Origin of the sequence: Belliella marina (assembly GCF_042682445.1) — a bacterium.
GTDB lineage: Bacteria > Bacteroidota > Bacteroidia > Cytophagales > Cyclobacteriaceae > Belliella > Belliella marina.
On the sequence record NZ_JBHUHR010000015.1, the window covers coordinates 354,968 to 376,669 of the forward strand.

Sequence of the window (21,702 nt, forward strand, 5' to 3'; positions counted from 1 at the left end):
CAACTCAATTCTGCTATCACTGATGGCAGAATTTGAATATCAGGAAAAACTTCAACAAAATATAGTATTTTCTACAACTCAGGCTCATAAGGTAGCCCCATCTTTATTTGTAATTTATCTTGTATCTCCCAAATTTACTTGTTTTTCAGACAATTTTTCACTCCTACTACACTCCAGTCACCAAATCCTACACTTCAGTAACCTTTAATTTTTTCTGAATGCCTTTTCCTAGACTTTTGAATCAAAGTTCAAAGCTATGAAGGCAACAATTTACATAATTCTAATTCTAGTAGCCCAGCCTATTTTCGCCCAAACCAACATCCAAGGTATGGTAAAGGATCAAAGGGGAGAAACTATCCCTGGGGTAAACATTTTTCTCAAAGGAACCTACGAGGGTGTTTCTTCGGAAATAGATGGCAGCTACATACTTGAGACTACATTGACAGGAGAATATACAGTCATTTTTCAAGCGATGGGCTACAAATCTTTCGAAAAAGATGTTTTGCTTGAAGGAAAACCCATCACTTTGTCAGTGACACTTCGGGAAGCGATCAATGAAATGACTGCCGTCACCATCAGCGCCGGTGCGATGGAGGCTTCTGATGAAAAAAAGGCCGTCGTACTCAAGCCTATCGATATTGTCACTGTACCATCAGCCATGGGGGATATCATCGGGGCATTTCAGACTTTGCCCGGAACTGCCAATGTAGGCAATGACGGGCGGCTATTTGTCCGTGGTGGTGATGCTTCTGAAACAGCAATATTCATTGACGGCATGAAAGTCGGCAATGCATTTGGGACAACTGCATCAAATGTCCCAACTCGCACAAGGTTCAATCCCAATCTTTTTAAGGGTTCATTTTTCAGCACAGGTGGTTACTCCGCAGAATATGGACAAGCTCTCTCGTCCGCATTGGCACTGAACAGTGTGGATATCCCAGCTAGAAGCCAAGGCGATATCAGCATACTGTCTGTCGGTGGAGGTTTTGCACAAACCTTGACCGGTGAAAGAAACAGCATTACAGCATCGGCAAACTATTTTGATTTGTCACCTTACCAAAAATTGATCAACCAAAACTTCGACTGGGAAAGATCCCCTTACGGATGGGATACGGAGATTTCGGCAAAACAAAAATGGGGAATAAGTGGAATCATCAAAGCTTATGTCCATACTGAAGCCAGTGGCATGAAAATCTGGAGCAAACAGCCTGGTTCTGAAGAAAGAGGTCAGCTTGTGGGTATAGGCAACCAATATACTTTTGCCCAAGGCTCTTTCAAGCAGTTGGGGAAAAATGACTGGAGCTATTATGGCGGTATTTCATTTTCCAACAATGTGGATAATTTTGACATCGCAGCAAATGAAATCCAAAATCAAAACAGATTGCTTCATGGAAAAACTGTAGCAATAAAAAGCTTTTCTGATAAATTTTCCCTAAAAACAGGTATGGAAACCTACATCCTTCGCTATTCCGAGGAGTTAATTTCCGAAAATCTGAAAAGGGAAATCACGGACTATCAATACAATCTTTTTACAGAAGCCGATTATTACTTAAGCAATAAGCTGGTATTTCGTGGAGGTTTGCGGTCTGGCCATAGCTCCTTGGCAAACCAGACTTGGCTCAATCCCAGATTTTCATTGGCATATAAATTTGCGAATGAAGGACAAGTCTCTTTGGCAGCAGGTACATTCAACCAAATGCCACTTGAAGAACTCCGAATCATCAATCAAGCACTTCAAAACACTCAATCGGAGCACCTGATCTTAAACTATTTCATCAACAAAAACGGAAGGACTCTTCGTGCAGAAGCATTCTACAAAGGGTATAAAAACTTGGTGACTTTCGAAGGACAAAGGTTCAATTACAGTAAAATAGAACAAGCAGGAGAGGGATTTGCCCAAGGTTTTGATTTCTTTTACCGAGATCAAAAATCCTTCAAAAACACAGATTTCTGGATCACCTACAGCTTTGTGGACAGTAAAAGGCAATTTGCCATGTTCACCGAAATGGTACAACCTTCCTTTGCACCGCGCCAAAATGCATCGATTGTAGTCAAACATTTTGTGGGCAAGCTCAAATCACAAATCGGAACTTCATTCAGCATCAATGATGGCTACACTTACCATGATCCCAATTTTCCGGGACAGATGAATGCCAAAACAAGGTCATTCCAAGACCTGAGTCTAAGTTGGAGCTACTTGCCGAAGCCAAATATGATCATTCATATGGCATGTTCCAATGTGCTGGGAAGAGAAAATGTGTTTGGTCATCAATTCAGTGGGCAGACAAATGAAAACGGAAGGTACGAAAGTAGCCCAATCGGAATGCAAGCTACAAGATTCCTCTTTCTTGGGGTATTCATCACCCTTTCCAAAGACAAAACAGCAAATCAATTAAACAACTTATAAATATTTATTATCATGAAAAAGATCAATTTAATCATCGCAATTATTTTGCTTAGCATCAGTATTTCATTTGCAAATGAAGCATATCAAGCGGCAATGCTCAAAGAAATCAAAACCATGAACCAAGCGGGGCCAGCTACAGAACTACAAAAATCGGCAAATGCATTCGGTAGAATAGCCCAAATGAATCCAGTGGAATGGTTGCCACATTACTATGCCGGTTTGGCGTTGGTAAATGCTTCATTCAGGGTTCAGGGAGGCATGACAGAAAAAGACAACCTCTTGGAAGAAGCGAAAAAACATGTTGAAAAAGCAGCCGCAATCTCACCCAACAATTCAGAAATAGTGGCACTGGATGGCTATATCACCATGGCAGAATTGGCAGCAGACCCCGCATCTAGAGGACAGCACCTTTCACCACTGGCCATGCAGAAATTTGGCAAAGCTGTGGAACTGAACAGGAAAAACCCAAGGGCAATCATGATGTTGGGGCAGATGGAGTTGGGTATGGCTGAGTTCTTTGGAACAGGACCAGAAAAAGGATGCGGACTGATCAATGCAAGCTTGGAGTTGTTTGAAAAAGAAGCCTCAAATCATGATGCCGGTAATCTCAATCCACACTGGGGCAAGGAAATGGCTGAGCAGGTGAAAACAAAGTGTAAATAACCCCCTGAAAGGATTCCTTCAAGTGTTTGAAAATGATGGTCGCTATTTCTATCTGACCTGAATAGCTATGGCATAAAGCCCATCAGGGGTTTGGAACCTTTGATGGGCTTTATACGAGCCTGTACTTTTTTATCTATCTTTGGTATCTATGAGTACCTTGTTTGGATTCGAATATAGACACATGAAATCAAGACCGAATGAATAATAATCCCTCCAAATGTTCAACCATTATGAGATCATTCAAACAATTTATTTTGGTGAATTTGGGAATCGTACTCATCGTGACGATCATACTTTGCCCAAAATGCTTTCTTACTTTGGAAGGAATTAAGGGCTTACTTCCAAACTTTATCTTTTCATTCTGTATTTCAAGTTGTTTGAGCTTTGGAGGTTCGTGGATCGAAGGTTATTTTGATGGTAAAATTTCTTGGATAGAAGCACCAGTTAAACGACTTTCCCTTACCGCAATCTCTTATATTATCTATTCATTTTCTGTAAGTGTCATTCTTGTGGTCATTTACATTACTTCCACTAACCCGGAAGTTACATTAAACAATATTGGTTGGATGAGAGTCTTCAGATATGCATTGATGGCTACCAGCATTGCGTTAATCATCATCACGGTTTTTATTGCCAGGTCATGGCTATTCGAATGGAAAAATGCTGCTCTAGAAGCCGAGAAACTAAAATCGGAAAATCTGGCAAGCCAATATCAATCACTGAAAGACCAGCTAAACCCACATTTCCTATTCAATTCTTTGAATGTATTGAGCAATTTGGTCTATGAAAGTGCTGATAAATCAGCCGACTTTATCCAACAACTGTCACGAATCTATCGGTATGTATTGGATGTACAGCAGGAAGAATTGGTAAGTTTGGAGATGGAAATTGATTTTGCGGTCAATTATCTTAGTTTGCAAAAAATCCGATTCGAGCAGAGTTTGGAATTCCATATCGATGAGTTTCAATCAAAGGGCTGGATGATCCCTCCCCTTTCCCTACAACTCCTTTTGGAAAATGCCATCAAACACAATGTCACCAGTGAAACCAGACCTTTGAAAATCTGGATCGAAATCCAAAATGAAAAACTGATTGTCAAAAATAACTTTCAACCCAAAATGGATAAAGAAACACATTCTGGAATCGGTCTCGAAAACATTTCCAAACGCTATGACCTTCTCAGTGAATCCGCTCCAGAAATTATTCAAACTGAGCGGGAATTTATCGTCAAATTACCGCTTCTGAAAGTCTCCAAAGGATGAACATACTGATCATAGAAGATGAAAAACCTGCTGCCAAAAGACTGATGCAGCTAATTGGACAAGAGCTTCCTGAGGCGAAACTTACAGGAAATATCGATAGCATCGAATCGGCTATTGATTGGATTACTTCCAATCCAGATCCTGATTTGATTTTCTGCGATATCCAATTGGCTGATGGCTTAAGCTTTTCGATTTTCGAGAATGTAGAAGTCAATTCACCCATCATTTTCACGACTGCCTTTGATCAATATGCGATCAAAGCATTTAAGCTGAATTCCATAGATTACCTCCTCAAGCCGATCGATCCAGCGGAATTAAAACATGCAATCGGCAAATTCCAACAGCTAAACGACAGACCCTCTTTTGATATCAACAAAATCAGGGAAATATTCCAAACAGAAAGCAAGACTTACAAAAGCAGGTTTCTGGTCAAAATCGGAGAAAAAATCCAATCTATACAAGCCTCGGAAGCTTCTTATTTTTACAGTGAAGAGCGAATCACTTTTCTCAAAACATTCGAAGGGAAAAAATTCATCTTGGACTATACACTCGACCAGCTTGAAAACATGCTCGAACCAAAGCAATTTTTCAGACTCAACAGAAAATATATTTCCTCATTCCCCTCCATTTCAGAGATCCACACCTACTCAAACAGTCGGCTGAAAATCATCCTCAAAGACTGTTCAGACAATGATATTTTGGTCAGTCGAGAAAAAGTAACTGCTTTTAAAGCTTGGCTGGATGGTTGAATTTGAAGAGTTTCTTAATTGATAAAACCATTTTCTTTCAATTTACTTGCAAGATCCTTAGAGATACGTTCGTACAAATCCGAGAATTCGTTCCATCCTCCACTCCCTACAGCATCGGACTTTGCTATCCATACATTTTGATAATCGTATTTATCAATCAGAAAAATATGATATTCCGCATTTAGTTTGGTGACTGTATCCCCATCACTAACCCTCTCGTGTATCCATTCCCCTTTGGAATGAACCAACAGTATTGCATCAAAGTTGATGTTTTCTATTTGACCCATAAAATCAGCATAATCTATGGGCTTGTGAAGGGGAAAAACCTGACTTGCATTGAAGATTTTTGTCCCATTGAAATACTTCCTGATATGATATGCAAACTTTTCTCGATTCCGCTCTTGGTCGAGACCATTGAACCTCGTGTTGATCACATAATTATAATTTTCCTCGTTCCATTCATAAAATGTATCCTCAGAATCTGTAAATATCAATAACAGTGAATCATATTGCTTTACATCCTCGGTCAGTTTGTGTCCATTCAAATTGACAGTGATACAGGACGAAAACATCGCCAAAACCGAACAAACTAAAATGATTTTCTTCATACAGGTATTACTTGATTTTAATAGAGAAGGTTTTGGTTGAGATTAAATAAGGATACTTTTATATGAGTATCCGCAATTGTGCCAATAATGGAATTTATAGGTTAAAATTCAGAAAATCTGATATTTGATCACAGACAACTCAGCTGCAAAAAGAGGTTATACCCCTAAACTTTACATAATGCATATTATCATATTCGATTTCGGCAAAAAAACGACCCTTCCATTGGCTATAAATCTTAACCACAAGGGACACCAGGGTTTTCACTAAGGACACTAGGAAAAAAAAATAATCACCTTTTCGTGGGAATCCCTACCGTGAGCTTTGTGCAACCTTTGGGCTCTTTGTGGTTGGTTTTTGGCATATGTTCTTATCAATTATTTTTCAAATATCGCAACTGCCCTAACTGGTGAACCTGTTCCTCCCCTAATTTTTAAGGGAAACCCTATAAACCGAAATCTCCCCCTTCCAATTAACAAATGTAGGTTTATCAAATTTTCATAATGCGTAAAACCTAATTCCCCGCAAATACGATGTACTTCTTTGTTCGAAACCTTCCGAACACCAGGAGACATTGTTTCAACTCCAAATGCAGAGATTTCTTTTTCTCCCAACCAACGAGCGCTTTCGGCAGAAACCCCAGGACCATCCCCCCAGTTTATCCCGTTAAAATGTCTTCTATAATGGTCAGTATAAATCAGAACAGTATCCCCATTTTTAATTGTCAGGTTTTCTTTCCTACAGGCTTCTTCAATTTCGTTTGGCTCTATCAGCTCTTTGGGTTTTTTGTGGGAAAAATCTAAGCATATACCTTCTGTATAAAACATTGACAGTGGCATTTTATCAATAGAATGGCCTTCATATTGTTTTGCCATATGATTGATAGCATCAACATGTGTCCCAGTATGCTCCCCAAGTTCTAATTTATGTACCGCAGGTGTTTTCTTTTCAGGATTTTTAATTCCATCCCATTCTTCGTGAGAGTTATGAATTTCCATTTTGACTTGTGGCAGGTCTTTAAAAACCGGCATTCCTTCATAAATCTCTTGACTCAAATCTATAATCTCTGTCATTTAGGTTATCTTTTTTTAATTATGTACCAATCCAGTTGATCTAAATTCTGCACTAAAGTAATTCACATATCATAAAAAATCATCATTGGGTTTGAATTCAAATGGAAAGATCAAAAAGCAAGATTTCCAGCATCTTTTCTCCAAGCTTACCCTGAACATCGGACTTCATTGATCAGTAAAAGCAATTTTGAAGAATTTCTATTTCAACAAGTAACTTTTCCAAAGTTTAGAACTTTGGAAAAGTTTAATACTCTAATAAACACGCCTTATTGATCTACATCAACCTCAGCTTCACTCCTCCATTGATCACAAAGCCATCCAATGGCGCATAGATTTCCCTGAAATTTGGATTGTCTATATTGCCTGTGAAAATGGTATCAAAACGGGTTTGACGGGCATCCAGGAAATTTTCGAAATTGATAAATACTGAAAATTTCTCCCAAATCTTCTCCGCCATAAAGCCCATGATCCAATAGGACTGCCCTACCGAACCATCACTCAAGCGCTGTTGGCTAAAATAATAGGATTCCCAGCCAATTTTCCATTTGTCATGCACCTCATAGAAAAGCACTGAGTTGATCCTGTGTTTTGGGGTCAAGGGATTGTCTCTTCTTATCCCATTTGAATTGATCCTAGCATGGGTATAGGTATATCCCATAAACCATTTGAAATCCCTAAACATCCATTTGATATTGGTCTCCGTGCCTTTGGTATCACTGTACCCGTCAATGTTGACAAATCTAAATTCAGAACCACCTATTTGTTCCAAGAATAATGGATTGTTCAGGTATGTGTAGAAAAACAAATGATTGACACTGAAAAACAGTTGGTCATTGAACAATGAAGTCTTGTAATTCAAATCCCAATTGAGTCCATAACTTTTCTCCAAAGTATTGAAATCAGCATCGATTGGTTGGATATTCTGATACTGCAACCTTTCACTTTCTTCGGTGAAAATCGTCGGTGCCTTGTAGCCCAACCCTCCACCAAACCTAGAACTGAAATTCACATTTGCCTTGTACATCAAGGCTATCCTCGGCAACACTGCCAGTCCATAATCCAACACATAATCCGTCCTCAAGCCAGATTCCAGCACCCACTTTTGACTCAAATTGGTATTGTTTTGCACAAAAGCCCCGAAAGTATTCAAGTTGTAATCTCTCACTGGAAAATTATTGGTCTGCTCTTCTTTGAATGCTTCCGTCCATAGATTCCCTCCAAGTACCCAATCTGTAGCTTTTCCATCTATCTGATAATTGATTTCAGTAAATGTAGATTGCTGTACCGCATTGAAATCATAAGCATTTGTCCCCAGTTTGCGGTTGAAAACATTGTAACTGTTTTTTACCTGAAGCCTTTTCTTTTCTTCCAAACGATGGTTTAGGACAAACTGAGTGCTGAGCCTTTCACTTTGGTTACTTTCGAAAAAAGCATCTGGATTTGACCGATTTCCCTTAAGATAATCCATATCCCCCCCAACCCTGTCTTCCAAAGAGAGATTTACCCCAAACTCCAAGTCTGTGGATTTGGAAGGGTAAAGAAAGACTTTGGGGTTGAATGAAAAACGGTCAAATTTCGGAATGGCACTCAAGCCAATCGCCGCAGGGTCGAAAGGTGAATTGGTGTTGTAAGCAGCAAAGATTGTGGTACCGATTTTTTCATTTCGCTTTCCATAAAACCCCGAGGCATCAAAACCACCGGCGTTGGTGCCATTGAGGACAAAGCTCAATTCTCCGTCTTCATCAGGCCTTTTTGAAATCAAATTCACCAATCCAGCGATGGCTCCTCCGCCATAAAGTGTAGATGCCGAACCCTTGATCAGCTCCACTTGCTGCAGATCCAAAGGCGGGATCTGCAAAAGCCCCAATCCACTTGCCGCACCGGAATAAAGTGGAAATCCATCTTTTAGGATTTGGGTATAGCGACCATCCAAACCTTGGATTCTGATCCCTGCATTGGCTGAAGTTGGAGAAGTCACCTGTACCTGAATCCCAGTACTTTCACTCAAAAGCACACGGATATCCCCAGGCTTCATATTGACTTTTTCGTCCAACTCCTCCCCTGCGATAAATTCCACCCGGGTAGGGATATCCTCTATGGTTCGCGAGCTTCTGGTGGATGATACCGTCACAGTTTCCATCTCGTCATGGGATTCATGCAGCAATACTTCCAGTGGCATTTCACCGACATCATCCGGCCAGTTGATAGAGATCTGCTTCCTTTCATAACCGATTAACTGAAACCTCAATGTCAATTTTCCAACTGGTGGGTTTGGGAAAACAATCAAGCCATTCTCATCTGAAACAGCCCCCTGCTTATTCTCCAAGATGAGCATAGAGACTCCTATCAATGCTGTGTTTTCGTGTTCATCTTTGACTACTACCTGAAGATCTTGAGCCATCAAACAGCCAGTCCAACTTAGCCATAACAGGCCAAGAATGAATATTTTTTTCATAAATAAATATGTAATATGATTAAAAATTGATTTTATCAATCCTCTCAATAAGAAGTAGACATTGCAATCCTACCTTATGGAAAAGAGGACAGTAGACTCCTTATGTGCGCATATCGTCACAAAAGGAATTAGAAAAATTTAGGCTAGCTTGGGCGGTTGCCAGATTGAAAATGCCGATTCTTGATAACAATGCACGATCAATACGGGCTCTTCGGACTTGATGGATTGTTGTGGGAAAGATCCCATTTCCCAAACAACTTGGTAGACAAAGAGTGAGCATACTTTGCAGATTGAAAAAGGTGAACAACACTGATTTTCTGGATGCTCAGAATCATGCTGTTCGGTGCTCTCCAAATGATCACAATCATGGTTGGCTTGCGGGATGCCAATCTGAAAGATCATGTAAATGAGTAATATGAAAGAAAATATGCGATTCACACTTTAAATGTAATGAAAAAAATTAAAGCTTTTCATAAGTCCATTCGTTTTTCACTTTATCATACCTAGCCCTATCATCTGGAAATTCCACATATTCCTTATTCAAAAAGTAGCGATCTAAATTTTTAAAATACATCAAGTCTTTCCAAAGATAAGATCCCTTTTCTTTGATTTCATCTACAGGAAGCATAGGAGTATTTGCAATTTCTTCAAAGTCGATCAATTCGAAGTCATTTCCTAGTTTGAACTTACCCAAGACGCCCCTCTTATATCCCTTTTCGTTTCTAGCAGGTCTGATAAGTTGGAAATAATGAGTACTATCCTGATCAATAAAGTAATTTAAAAATTCAAAATTTTTGATTTGACCAACATATAGTTTTCTATATTCCAAATCAAATTTCTTTTTTGGATCTACACCCCTTGGAACTTTATAGATATATGTAACAATATTGGTAAGCAAAGTATCCTGTTCACTATTGTCGAAGTAATGCGATACTTGATATTTTTTATCCTCCCCATCGCAGGCAACAAAAGAAAAAACTGCAATCAACAACAATACTCCTAATGCAAAATTCTTCATGGAAATTATATTTTATTCAAAAAGCCAAGCCAGCAGTGCTGACTTGGCCTTAAAATTAAGGTGTTAATAGATTAGTCTCTGTAAACAGTATTTCTGCTGAAATTAGCCCATCCTTGAGTCCAGTCTTCGGAAGTCCCGAAAGCACCGGCATGAGGTACTTGCTCAAACTGACCGAACCAAGTACTCTTAGTGCTTGATTGAACAAAAGGTACATTGTCCCACTTAGCTCCAGTTGCAACAGGCTTATCCGCTTCAACAGTAAATGTAGGAGTTCCAAGATCAAAAACAGAAGGGCTGATTCCAATTTCGTCCCATGCACCGTAGAATTTATTTCCAAAAGCTGCAGTATTAAACCAATCAAGTGCATTGAATCCAGGAACAGTCCATCTGATAGAGTGACCTCTTGGCTCAGAACCCGGGTGATTACCCCTAGCCACTCCATTTCCGTCAACAAATGGTAAACCAGTTGCCTGCAAATCAGGATAACTTGCGGAATTCAATGCACTTTGGTGATCATAAGCTCTATTTGGATCATAAGCTTTTCCAAAACCATTTCCACCCCAGCCTCTTACACCAGCAAGGAATACGTTTCTCAACTGCAATTCGTCATTCTGTGCAAATTGAACAGTATTGTTTCCATCTATAAAGATTCCCATTGGGTAACCTGCGATGATTGAATTATAAATCTTCAATTTACTGCTTCTTCTAAGCTGTGCACCGTGCTGGAATTCAGCTGAAATAGAAGTTTCTCTTACCTTTTTTGGACCGATGATAGTAATGTTAGAAAATACCGATGAAGTGTAAGGCTCCCTCAACTCACCACTACCATTGTTATCTACTTCAAAACCATTAGAACCTGATTGATCTGCGTCTTTTGCATCTCTTATACCGATAGCAAACTGAATGTTTCCACTGTGACCCAAATCTACATCAAAGTCATCATCCAAACCTCTATAAGCGATCAAATATCTTCCATCAACAGAACCACCAAACCACTCAAACTGATCATCAAGACCAAATGAAGCCTGTACATATTCTACAACAGTACCTCTACCCACACTACCCAAAGTTAGGGTGTTTACTTCTTCATTTGGATTGATAGGAATACCTGCCCACTCAATTCTAACATATTTCAAAACACCACTGTTATCGGTATCATCTGTTCCCCCGTGCCAAGCAGCATAGCCACCTTCAAGCTGAACACTTGGACCTTCATTGTTGCGAGCTCTACCGCAAAGTACTACACCACCCCAGTCACCTGGAGTTCTTTCGCCAGGAGCATTAGCGGAAGTGAATACAATTGGTGCATCCTTAGTTCCTTCTGCCATGATTTTACCACCTCTTTGTACTACCAAAGTACCTTTTGTAGCTTCATCACCGAAAACAACTGTACCTGGCTCTATAGTAAGGACACCTTCTGTCCTTCCATCATCAGTCGAAGGAGTTTGGCCAGCAGCAGGGATTGGACCTACTCTTACAAAACCAATCAAATAGTAATCCTTATCAGCTGTTAAAGTAACATTTCTCTCCTGAATATAAGTACCTTCAATTCCTGAAACAGCAACACCTACGATATGTTCGTCATATCCTGGAAGTTGAGTAGTTCCACCAACTTGAACTCTTGGCTTAGGAGGTGTTGCAGTTACATTTACTGCCAATGGAGCAGAAGTAGCTGCTCTATCCAACATATCTGTAACTACGAATGTGAAGTTTACTACAGCGCCAGCATTCAAAGTTGGCTCAATTGTATATTTGAATTCATAAGATCCAGTAGTACCTGTGATATTTACATCAGGGAAATTACTATCTGGAGCTCCATTCTTTAAAATCCTGAACGATTTCACACCTTCTGGTGCGCTTACTGAAACTAATGCCGATACCTCAGATCCAGGAATACCACTTATTGTACCAGGATCAGATGATACAGTAGGAGGTGCTCCCGCTGGTTTTTCATCGTCACCACATGACACCAAAAATAATGATGACAGAAGCAATGCGGAGATTGAAAACAAACCAAAAACTCTATTCAGTTTGTTGCTTTTCTTGTTGTTGTTCATGATGTTAATTAAATTGTGTAAAGTTAAAATTCATATGTAAACCCTATAGAATATTGAGTCCCTAGCTTGTACCTTCTGAATATTTGATCATTTTTCCTATCAAAGACCCCGTCTTCGTTACCATCTTGCAAGAGCAAAAACTCTTGGTTAAGTATATCTTTGATACCAGCTTTCACAGAAAGTTTTTCAGTCAAGGATTTTCTTACAGATAGATCAAGTACATTTCTAGGCATTTCATAAGTATCAGGAATCGCTCCTGCTCCAACCAAAAGAATTCTTTTCCCAATCACATTGTAATTTAGGTTAACTTGAAGCCCTGTTATCTCATCATCATAGGAAATCCCTGTGTTTACAATGAAGTTTGATTGACCCTGTAATGGCCTGTCCGTAGCCCTCAAAAGCAAGGATAAAGAATCACCAAGTGTCACTTGACTGTCAATGACAGAAATGTTGGCGGTAAGGCTCATCTTGCTGAAAAATTTAGATTTGATAACATTCGCCATAGATTTTCTGACATCAACTTCAAAACCTCTAGCATAAGCACTTTCTGTATTGGCAAACAAGAAGGTAGATTGTTCACTTCCAAAATTCCCGTACAAAGACTCTATCGGATCTCTGAAATCTTTATAAAATAATGCGAAAGAAACCGTTTCTGTCAAACTTGGATACCACTCCCATCTCAAATCATAATTATGTATCGTAGCATTTCTAAGAAATGAATTTCCAGCGACAGTGGCATCAAATACGAAATCAAAGAATCCAAATGGAGCAATTTCCCTAAACTCAGGCCTGTTAAGTGTTTTGCCATACACCCCCTTTAAGACCATCTTTGGATTGATATTGTATGCAAGTGTCACTGATGGCAAAAAATCCACTTGATCAATCACAACTGGATCAATTGGAGGTGTGCTTGTACCAGGCTGAAATCTATCAGGACTTCTTAGTTCTTGTTTATTGTCTTCTACTCTAACCCCACCTGATAGATTAAATTTCCCCAATGGCATATTCAATGATAAATAATATGCCCTTAATTCGTTAGTAGCTATATAGAAGTTACTCGTAGCGAAGTTTTCTCCAAGTCTAATACCATTATTACTGTTAATATTCTCAGGCTGAAATAGTTCTTCGACACCTGATTGTATAAGACCTTCATTAAAATTCGGTGATCTGCTGAAACCAAGGTTTCTTGCGTCAAACTCTCTTTCTCTATTTTCCAAATACACTCCAGCTTTAAGCATAGGCTTGAAGGAAGCATTTGAATTTTGATTAAATTTCTGTTCGAAATTGATCGCTCCCGAATAGATATTCTCACGCATGGTAGAATAAAATTTTCCCAAAAAATCAGGCGTCTGACCACGAGGAATAAAAAGCACAGACTCACCCGTCTCTTCGTCCACCACATTCTTTCTATAGCGTCTGTAATCAGGCAATTCATTGAAGGTCATACCATAACCACCTACCCATTCCAACTTTCCTGTTTCATCAAAAAGCTTATGGCTACCAACCAACTGTCCTGAGTATACTCCTCTATATTCATTGAAAAAGGCGAAATTATTCTGCTTAAAACCCTGGGCAACCTGATCTCCAAAACGATCAATGAAGTCATGTGTTGTCAATCTTTGGTACAGGTTTTTGAGTTCGATTACATTTTTATCATTGATTTTCCAAGCCCAATTGAACACAATACCATTGGTTATTTCTTGTCCATACTCTACATCCTGAAAAGCATATCTTAATTTAGGCTCATTTGTATCAAAATCATACGCTTCAAAAGCATTGTTTTCTACATTAAAAATCGTTTTGGTGTTAGAATATTGAATGCTTGTAGTGTTCCCAATCTGCATCCCTTTTTTTCCAATGTCCTTTCTAAAAGTATATGTAAGACCTATTTTGTAATCTAGACCAGAATTATAATTGCTTTCACGCCAATTGTTTGGCAATGATCTTCCTGCTTGATCGATCTCTGCTGCTGACAAGCCTGTCAACCTCTCTGGGAAATTCCCTGGCAAATTATTTGCCCCATCATTCCAACCAGTCCAGTGATTTGATCTTCTATCTTCTGCCCTAAAGTCTTGTAAAGAAGTACCCTGTCTAAAACCTGTAGAAACATCCAAAGTAGTGCTAGTCTCTTCAGGAATACTTTTAGTGAAGATTTTCACCATACCACCGGAGAAATCACCAGGCAATTCTGGGGAGGGGCTTTTATAGATCAGTATTTGATCTATAATATTACTTGGAACAACATCAAGTGAAAATGACCTCACATCAGGTTCCATACTTGGTGTATTTATATTATGGAGCTGTGTTGTATTATACCTTTCATTTAGCCCCCTAATCACAATAAACCTATCCTGAACGACTGTCACACCGGGAATTCTTTTTACAACTTGGGATGCGTCACTGTCTAATGTCCTTTTGATTGATTCGGCAGACAAGCCACTGACTACTTGCACACTCTCTTTGATATTTCTTAAAAGAGAAATATCAGAAGCAGTCTCCCTAACGGCAGTCACCGTGACTGAAGTCAATTCCGAAATATCTTCATCAAGACTGACTTCTACCACCTTTTGGTTTCCTGAAGAAACCTGAACGGGAATCTTTTGGGTAGAATAGGTGATAAAAGAAACGATTAGTGTGTGGGATCCAACTGGAACATTGGATATTTCAAAATCTCCTTCCAATCCAGTAGCTGCACCTCTGTCAGTACCTTCCAGTCGGACATTTGCCCCAATAATTGTCTCTCCAGTATTTACATCTCTTACAACGCCTTTGATAGACCCTGTTTGTGCTGAAATGTAATTCGAAACAAGTAGGAGTAAAATTGTTAAGAGTAATTTTGCATTCATAATATTCTTCTTTGTACAGCAGTATTTTACGTGACAAAGATGATTACCCAATGTAAATTGAGGTGGTACAAAAAATTATCAAATCATTAAATAGTTGGTCTAAAAATGAAAAACGCCATCACAATATTTTCATATTGCAATGGCGTTTAAGTGTCAATAAGTGGATTATACAGGTGAATTCTCTGAATTTAACCTATTTCAATGTTACGCTTTTGTTAATCGGTATTTTGTCGAGGATAATCTTGATCAGATCACGGGTGTTGATATTGTCTGCTTCAGCTTCATAATTCAGTATAATCCTGTGGTTTAACACGTCTTCTGCGATTTCCTTGATATCTTCCGGCAATACGAAGTCCCTTCCATCCATGAAAGCTACTGCCCTAGCTGCCAAGTTCAGATTGATACTGGCCCTAGGCGACACACCGAACTGGATATATTTTGCTTCTTCCTTCAACCCATATTTCTCTGGGAATCTTGTCGCAAAAACCAATTCAATGATATAGTTCTCCAATGGCTCGGCGATTTTCACTTCATTGATTTTGTTTCTGATCGCAAAAATATCCTCTTTGGATAGAATGGCATTCACTTCAGAGTTGAATGACATATTGGCCATCCTTCGCATTACTTCCAATTCATCACTCTTAGATGGATAGTCTATATGCACCTTCATCATGAATCTATCTACCTGGGCTTCTGGAAGTGGATAAGTCCCCTCCTGATCTACCGGGTTTTGTGTCGCCAAAACCAAGAATGGCCTGTCCAACTGGTAGGTGGTATCGCCGATTGTAACCTGCTTCTCCTGCATGGCTTCCAATAGTGCTGACTGTACTTTGGCAGGAGACCTGTTGACCTCATCAGCTAGGATGATATTGGAAAAAATAGGCCCTTTTTTCACTTCGAAATTTGCCTCTTGCTGATTGTAGATCATCGTACCAATCAAATCAGACGGCAACAAATCAGGCGTAAACTGTATTCTTCTGAAATCCAAGTGAAGTACTCTTGACAGTGTGTTTACCGTCAGGGTTTTCGCCAATCCAGGCACCCCTTCCAATAAGATGTGTCCATTGGTAAACAAGCCAATCAAAAGTCTATTGACCATGCGGTCTTGACCCACTACTAATTTCTTTACTTCTTCTATGACCTGTTGAATCTTCTCCTGATGCATGGGATGTTTAATTATTTGTTTTATTTCTTATGTTGATGAAGTCTGAAACTAAATCAAACTTGTGACATTTATCTACTTGTCAACAGTCAACGATCATCTGACAACAGCGTTTCAGCGCACAAGCTTCAACAAATTTGAGAACGTAACTCATTTTATTACTATAGATGAAAATTCAAAACGTTAATTTCTCCGTTGACAACTATCAATGAAATGAACGAGTAAGCTTCTTCAATCTTATCTCAAATAGGTTTTTTCTTGATTCTTTTCTCAAACGTAGGCTAAATTAGGACAAAATATGTTTTAAGCCAAAATGTTATTCCCGGGAAGCTGATCTTTAAGTAATTTTTAACAATTCGTAGATAGCCTTTCTATCAAACTCCCGGATTTCCCCAACTTCAAAGTCACCAATATGCAATTTTTCCATAGAATAACGCACCAATCGGAGCGTGGGATAACCTACTGCAGCGGTCATTTTCCTGACTTGTCTGTTTTTGCCTTCGATCAGGCTAAGCTCAATCCACGAATCAGGGACATTTTTGCGATAGCGAATGGGTGGATTTCTTGGTGGGAGAATCGGTTCTTCTTCAAGCAGGAGTGCTTTGGCTTTTTTGGTATGGTACATTTTTCCATCCACATTGATGTCCACTCCATTTTCCAGTTGGATGATCGCTTCTGAAGAAGGAATGCCTTCTACTTGGGCTAGATATGTTCTCTGGTGGGCAAATCGGGGATTGAGCAGATGGTGATTGAGGGATTTGTCATTGGTCAGGAGCAGCAAGCCCTCGCTGTCCTTATCAAGCCTACCGACTGGATAGACATCTGATGGAAAATCTCCCAGTTCCTTCAGGGTATTCGCTTCCCCACTGAACTGACTCAGTATTCCAAAGGGTTTATAGATGATAAAGTATCGGTGTTGTGACATTGGTAACTAATTCTTTTATTCGTTTTTTCATTAGACGAAATTATATCTTGAAGCTTTCAAAAGTCAATCCAATTTGCTAAAATCAATGCTGAGCGTCACTTCAAGACAGCTTTCACCCTTACTTTTTTGAACAGTTTGCTTTGGTAAGCTACTCCATCATGGGGGACTGCATTGGAATAAGGGTCATCAGCATCTAAGATCTCGGTGATTCTATATGATTTTTGCTTTGATTCGGCAAATTTGCCCAACCTATTTTCAGCATGCTTCAATGCCAAATCAAACAGCTTCTCTGAATACTCATCCCGCTTAGTTTCATCAATATAAGAACCCATGGTGTTGACATATCCTGGCATGTCGTTTTTGGACAAAATCGATACGACATCATTAAGAGCTGCTTTATCCTCCAAAACCAACACATAACTTATGCTGAATGTAAAGTTTTTTGCTGTACCACCATTCCCTTCTTGATACACGTTTTCATGTTGAAGCTTTGGTTTATATTTTGCCAAGTCTCCCGAAGAAACCAAGGCAAGCATCTCCTCCTTCTTTTTTTCGTTGCCATTGAAGTTGATACTGATCGCATAAGGAGAATCAGGCAGTTCGATTTCACCAATGCCAGTCATCTCGATAGTTTCTGAATCAGAAGAAGTAGTCTGGCAGGAAGAGAAGATAAATATCATTCCTACAAATAGAATCACGGCAAGCTCAAATGATCTTTTCATAATGTTAGTTGTTTTTGTTATTTCTGTTTAAAAATGTTTTTGTTCAAAATTCTCTTTGAGATTGTGGAAAGCTAGATTTTTCAAAACTATTGAGAGTCAATTTATGTCTTTCCCACACTTCGCAATATACCTCTTCAGCAAAGCAATTTATCCAATATCTGTCAAAGTATCCAACATTGCTTCATTTCTTAAATCAAAACCAAGGGATTCCATTTTTCCCGTTAGCCTTCCCTGCAAATTTCTGGCTTGACTCAATAGATTGATAACCTCTTCATTTCTCCAATTAAATTGCCCTCAAAACCATGCCAACCTAAGCCCACTTCATCTTACTCAATTGAATTTAAGTGTTTTGTAGTAAAAAAATTTCTTTTTTATATTTCGCCGACGGCGTATTTCAACTTTATTTCTACAGTATTTCTACCCCTAAATTTATTTCCTTACAGATCTAGCTCCTTTTCCGACATTTTAGACTTTGTTACCAGAATTAGGAAATCCTACTCCAATTGATCTCGTGCTTCTTTTGCGCACGGATCTGACGGAGAACGAGGGTGTTTTCGGGTTGGGAAAGGTCAGGGTCTGCCTGAAGGAGTTCCTGGGCGGCATCTCTTGCCAAGGTCAGGATCTGTGCGTCTTTGCTCAAATCAGCAATCAAAAGGTCAGCCACACCACTTTGCTGAGTACCCATCAAGTCTCCAGGACCACGGAGCTTTAAGTCCACATCGGCGATTTCGAAACCATTGTTTGTCCTGACCATGGTGTCGAGGCGGATTCTACTGTCTTTGGAGAGTTCGTATTTACTCATCAGAATACAATAAGACTGATCCGCACCCCTTCCTACCCTGCCCCTGAGCTGATGCAGTTGGGACAGGCCAAAGCGTTCGGCATTTTCCACCACCATCACAGAAGCATTGGGTACGTTCACACCCACTTCGATCACTGTGGTAGCTACCATGATTTTGGTTTCACCCTTGACAAATCGCTGCATTTCATAGTCCTTATCTGCAGCTTTCATATTTCCATGGACTATGCTGATAGGGTACTCTGGAAAAGCCCGACAGATACTTTCATAGCCATCCATGAGGTTCTTTAGATCCAAAGTTTCGGATTCCTCGATCAATGGATAAACAAGATAAACCTGCCTTCCCAATTCGATTTGCTTTCGCATAAATCCAAAAACCTTCAACCTATCCTTATCATAGCGATGTACTGTCTGAATGGGTTTTCTTCCCAAGGGCATTTCGTCGATTACCGATATATCTAAATCACCATACAAAGTCATCGCCAAAGTACGTGGTATCGGTGTAGCAGTCATCACCAAAACATGGGGTAAGAATCTTTCATTCTTTGCCCAGAGTTTCGCCCGCTGGGCTACCCCAAATCGATGTTGCTCATCCACAATTGCCAAACCTAGGTTTTTGAATTGGACGATATCTTCCAACAGTGCATGGGTTCCGATGATAATGTGAAGGTCTCCTACAAGCAACATTTCATGGATTACCTTGCGGACGGATTTTTTGGTAGACCCCGTCAGCAGCGCAATATTCAACCCCATCAGATCCGCATATTCTTTCAGCCCTTCAAAATGTTGGTTGGCCAAAATCTCCGTGGGTGCCATTAGACAAGCTTGCGCACCCGAACTGATTGCGATGAGGATACAAATAAAAGCCACCATGGTTTTCCCACTCCCAACATCCCCTTGAATCAGGCGATTCATCTGTTTGCCGGATTTCATATCAGCAAAAGATTCCCTTACCACGCGCTTCTGCGCCTCTGTCAGTTCAAAAGGCAGATGCTCCTTATAGAACTTTGTGAGCAACTCTGTCTGGTTGAGGATTTGCCCTTGGGATTTTTCGGTACGGGTGAGTTTGAGTTTGAGCAATCTGAGCTGGACATAGAAGAACTCTTCGAATTTCAGTCTATATCTTGCCCTTTTTAGAATGTCGGGATCGTCTGGAAAGTGGATTTGCTTCAGGGCTTCCTTTTTGGGAATCAGGTTGAAGCGTTGCATAACATTCTCGGGCAAGGTCTCCTGAATCTGTGGATAAGCAGTGGCAACGAGCCCTTCCATGATCCTGGAAATGCCTTTGGAATCCAAATATTTGGCACGCAGTTTTTCAGTAGTGGGATAGACTGGCTGAAAGAAATTCCGCTCTTCCTGAGCCGTGGTCAACACGTCCATTTCAGGATGCGCAATACTGAATTTTCTGCCAAACTTGGCAGGTTTTCCAAAAAACACAAAAACAGCTCCCGGCACAAGCTTTTTGGCTACCCACTGGATTCCTTTGAACCAAGTAAGTTCCATCTCACCGGTTTCATCAAAAATATGGGCGACCAATCTTTTCCTTCTGCCGTCCCCAATAGTCTCTACACTTCGGATTCTTGCGATAACTTGGACATGGTCCAGATCCTCGTGAAGCTCTCTTATTTTGAAAAACTTTGTACGGTCTTCATACCTGAATGGATAATGCTGAATCAGCTCACCAAAAGTGAAAATATTCAGTTCTTTATTGAACAAGGCGGCTTTTTGAGGACCCATCCCCTTCAGAAATTCAATTTTGGTGTCAAAGAATCCGGACAATGATCAATGGTTTTGGTTTAAAAGGTACAAATTAAGGTATCTGTCATTAAAAAACTAAATGAAAATCGATCCTGTAGAAAAAGAAAGAGGTTAATTCGTGCGTCCACTGAATTATATTTCAATGCAGAAAACCTTTGTGATCAAGCGGATATAATTTGCTTCAACAATAGCCCTACTTTGTCAAGTTAATGCATGAGGATCGCAACCTGAAAGGTTTCACAGCTCAGAGTGTATTTTTAATTATTTTTTGGTCAATAAACCTGTCAGGTTTAGCATCTTTTTTAAATTCGACAAAGTAGGATTAAGACCAAGTATCTAAATGAGAGACAACATCAAGTGCTGACTTATGCAAAATAGCATGCCCCATTATCGCCAGATTCCCTAGACCTTACCCATATATCTCTTCCAATACCTGACCAAGCCTGATACCTGCGGCAATCAATCTTTCTTCGGTGTGGTGATAATGCTTGTAGATATATTCGTAACCGATTCTGCCATTCTCTGGGATATCATACATGTCTGGTCTGATGGCAGCAGCTTCGCGCAACCAATCTGCTGGAGTTGTTTTCGTATACTTATTGATTAAAGTAGGGGAAATTCTCTTTTGAAGTTCGATCGCAATCTCAGTGTAGCCCATCTTTTTCCCTTCGATCAAATCAGAATCCCAAATCGCATGGATATTTGTTTCTTTGTTGAAAAAGCTCACTTTCACGTCATTTCCTCCACGGTCTCCAGGCTTACCAACATGAAAAGGTTGGTGCAAATCCCCAACGATATGAATCAGCATTCTCAACTGGTCTCTCTCCTCTTCTGCTGACAACTTACCTCTTTTGAGGTTTTCTTTGATCCTCAAAAATGCTTCATAAGCGTCCCCTGCTTCCTCTTGGATAGTCGGGTCGTATTCCCCATCTACAGTAGTCACCCAATGCCAAGTGTAGGTATATTCATATTTTTTGTCAGAACGGATATTGTCCATCCAGACCCCTACACCGGAAATAGATTCTTGCTTCAAAACTGCCTCAACTTTCTCCACTGTTGCTGGATTCATCTGCCATTCGGCAAGTTTACCAATCACATAATGCCCAATAGCACCCCAGGCAAATGTCTGTGTATGAATACATACCGTCAACACCAAAGCGAGGATGATATACTTGATCTTTTTCATATTCAATTTGAAAT

At 39.8% G+C, this 21,702-nt stretch carries 15 protein-coding genes and 1 pseudogene; 4 read left to right on the forward strand and 12 right to left on the reverse strand.

What is annotated here, in order from left to right; genetic code table 11:
- Positions 1-256: 256 nt before the first annotated feature.
- The 4 genes from ACFSKL_RS05855 (at position 257) to ACFSKL_RS05870 (ending at position 5,081) form a co-directional block, all read left to right on the forward strand.
- On the forward strand, positions 257-2,407 hold the full coding sequence (locus ACFSKL_RS05855; protein WP_376884319.1) for a TonB-dependent receptor: 2,151 nt from the start codon (positions 257-259) through the stop codon (positions 2,405-2,407).
- A gap of 12 nt (positions 2,408-2,419) precedes the next feature.
- On the forward strand, positions 2,420-3,070 hold the full coding sequence (locus tag ACFSKL_RS05860; RefSeq protein WP_376884321.1) for a hypothetical protein: 651 nt from the start codon (positions 2,420-2,422) through the stop codon (positions 3,068-3,070).
- Positions 3,071-3,300: 230 nt separating this feature from the next.
- On the forward strand, positions 3,301-4,332 hold the full coding sequence (locus ACFSKL_RS05865) for a sensor histidine kinase (protein WP_376884323.1): 1,032 nt from the start codon (positions 3,301-3,303) through the stop codon (positions 4,330-4,332).
- On the forward strand, positions 4,329-5,081 hold the full coding sequence (locus tag ACFSKL_RS05870; protein ID WP_376884325.1) for a LytR/AlgR family response regulator transcription factor: 753 nt from the start codon (positions 4,329-4,331) through the stop codon (positions 5,079-5,081). The genes ACFSKL_RS05865 and ACFSKL_RS05870 overlap by 4 nt, the downstream gene beginning before the upstream one ends.
- A gap of 14 nt (positions 5,082-5,095) precedes the next feature.
- Here ACFSKL_RS05870 and ACFSKL_RS05875 read toward each other — a convergent pair whose 3' ends face one another.
- The 12 genes and pseudogenes from ACFSKL_RS05875 to ACFSKL_RS05930 form a co-directional block, all read right to left on the reverse strand.
- Positions 5,096-5,689, reverse strand: a complete 594-nt coding sequence (locus tag ACFSKL_RS05875) for a hypothetical protein (RefSeq protein WP_376884327.1) — start codon at positions 5,687-5,689, stop codon at positions 5,096-5,098.
- 375 nt (positions 5,690-6,064) lie between these two features.
- Positions 6,065-6,760, reverse strand: coding sequence for a cyclase family protein (locus ACFSKL_RS05880; protein ID WP_376884329.1), 696 nt, complete (start codon positions 6,758-6,760; stop codon positions 6,065-6,067).
- 274 nt (positions 6,761-7,034) lie between these two features.
- A complete protein-coding gene (locus tag ACFSKL_RS05885; RefSeq protein WP_376884331.1) occupies positions 7,035-9,215 on the reverse strand; it encodes a TonB-dependent receptor in 2,181 nt (726 codons plus the stop codon).
- 460 nt (positions 9,216-9,675) lie between these two features.
- Positions 9,676-10,233, reverse strand: coding sequence for a hypothetical protein (locus ACFSKL_RS05890; RefSeq protein ID WP_376884333.1), 558 nt, complete (start codon positions 10,231-10,233; stop codon positions 9,676-9,678).
- A gap of 71 nt (positions 10,234-10,304) precedes the next feature.
- Positions 10,305-12,290 carry an Ig-like domain repeat protein gene (locus tag ACFSKL_RS05895; protein WP_376884335.1) on the reverse strand — a complete coding sequence of 662 codons (1,986 nt, stop codon included), beginning with the start codon at positions 12,288-12,290 and terminating at the stop codon, positions 10,305-10,307.
- Positions 12,291-12,313: 23 nt separating this feature from the next.
- Positions 12,314-15,136, reverse strand: a complete 2,823-nt coding sequence (locus ACFSKL_RS05900) for a TonB-dependent receptor (RefSeq protein WP_376884337.1) — start codon at positions 15,134-15,136, stop codon at positions 12,314-12,316.
- 193 nt (positions 15,137-15,329) lie between these two features.
- Positions 15,330-16,301, reverse strand: a complete 972-nt coding sequence (locus ACFSKL_RS05905; RefSeq protein ID WP_376884338.1) for an AAA family ATPase — start codon at positions 16,299-16,301, stop codon at positions 15,330-15,332.
- Between the two features lie 334 nt (positions 16,302-16,635).
- Positions 16,636-17,223 carry a pseudouridine synthase gene (locus ACFSKL_RS05910; RefSeq protein ID WP_376884340.1) on the reverse strand — a complete coding sequence of 196 codons (588 nt, stop codon included), beginning with the start codon at positions 17,221-17,223 and terminating at the stop codon, positions 16,636-16,638.
- A 95-nt stretch (positions 17,224-17,318) separates the two neighbouring features.
- A complete protein-coding gene (locus ACFSKL_RS05915; RefSeq protein WP_376884342.1) occupies positions 17,319-17,945 on the reverse strand; it encodes a hypothetical protein in 627 nt (208 codons plus the stop codon).
- 147 nt (positions 17,946-18,092) lie between these two features.
- Positions 18,093-18,224 (reverse strand): annotated as a pseudogene (locus ACFSKL_RS05920) (DUF4172 domain-containing protein); the annotation flags it as partial.
- Positions 18,225-18,429: 205 nt separating this feature from the next.
- Positions 18,430-20,523, reverse strand: coding sequence for an ATP-dependent DNA helicase RecG (recG, locus tag ACFSKL_RS05925; protein WP_376884344.1), 2,094 nt, complete (start codon positions 20,521-20,523; stop codon positions 18,430-18,432).
- Positions 20,524-20,911: 388 nt separating this feature from the next.
- Positions 20,912-21,688: a S1/P1 nuclease gene (locus ACFSKL_RS05930; protein ID WP_376884347.1), complete on the reverse strand. Its 777-nt coding sequence runs from the start codon at positions 21,686-21,688 to the stop codon at positions 20,912-20,914.
- Positions 21,689-21,702: the final 14 nt, after the last annotated feature.

Excerpts from the sequence above, each read along its gene's own strand:
- ACFSKL_RS05855 (WP_376884319.1), top strand. The coding sequence starts at position 257 with ATGAAGGCAACAATTTACATAATTCTAATTCTAGTAGCCCAGCCTATT.
- ACFSKL_RS05860 (WP_376884321.1), top strand. The coding sequence starts at position 2,420 with ATGAAAAAGATCAATTTAATCATCGCAATTATTTTGCTTAGCATCAGT.
- ACFSKL_RS05865 (WP_376884323.1), top strand. The coding sequence starts at position 3,301 with ATGAGATCATTCAAACAATTTATTTTGGTGAATTTGGGAATCGTACTC.
- ACFSKL_RS05870 (WP_376884325.1), top strand. The coding sequence starts at position 4,329 with ATGAACATACTGATCATAGAAGATGAAAAACCTGCTGCCAAAAGACTG.
- ACFSKL_RS05875 (WP_376884327.1), bottom strand. The coding sequence starts at position 5,689 with ATGAAGAAAATCATTTTAGTTTGTTCGGTTTTGGCGATGTTTTCGTCC.
- ACFSKL_RS05880 (WP_376884329.1), bottom strand. The coding sequence starts at position 6,760 with ATGACAGAGATTATAGATTTGAGTCAAGAGATTTATGAAGGAATGCCG.
- ACFSKL_RS05885 (WP_376884331.1), bottom strand. The coding sequence starts at position 9,215 with ATGAAAAAAATATTCATTCTTGGCCTGTTATGGCTAAGTTGGACTGGC.
- ACFSKL_RS05890 (WP_376884333.1), bottom strand. The coding sequence starts at position 10,233 with ATGAAGAATTTTGCATTAGGAGTATTGTTGTTGATTGCAGTTTTTTCT.
- ACFSKL_RS05895 (WP_376884335.1), bottom strand. The coding sequence starts at position 12,290 with ATGAACAACAACAAGAAAAGCAACAAACTGAATAGAGTTTTTGGTTTG.
- ACFSKL_RS05900 (WP_376884337.1), bottom strand. The coding sequence starts at position 15,136 with ATGAATGCAAAATTACTCTTAACAATTTTACTCCTACTTGTTTCGAAT.
- ACFSKL_RS05905 (WP_376884338.1), bottom strand. The coding sequence starts at position 16,301 with ATGCATCAGGAGAAGATTCAACAGGTCATAGAAGAAGTAAAGAAATTA.
- ACFSKL_RS05910 (WP_376884340.1), bottom strand. The coding sequence starts at position 17,223 with ATGTCACAACACCGATACTTTATCATCTATAAACCCTTTGGAATACTG.
- ACFSKL_RS05915 (WP_376884342.1), bottom strand. The coding sequence starts at position 17,945 with ATGAAAAGATCATTTGAGCTTGCCGTGATTCTATTTGTAGGAATGATA.
- ACFSKL_RS05930 (WP_376884347.1), bottom strand. The coding sequence starts at position 21,688 with ATGAAAAAGATCAAGTATATCATCCTCGCTTTGGTGTTGACGGTATGT.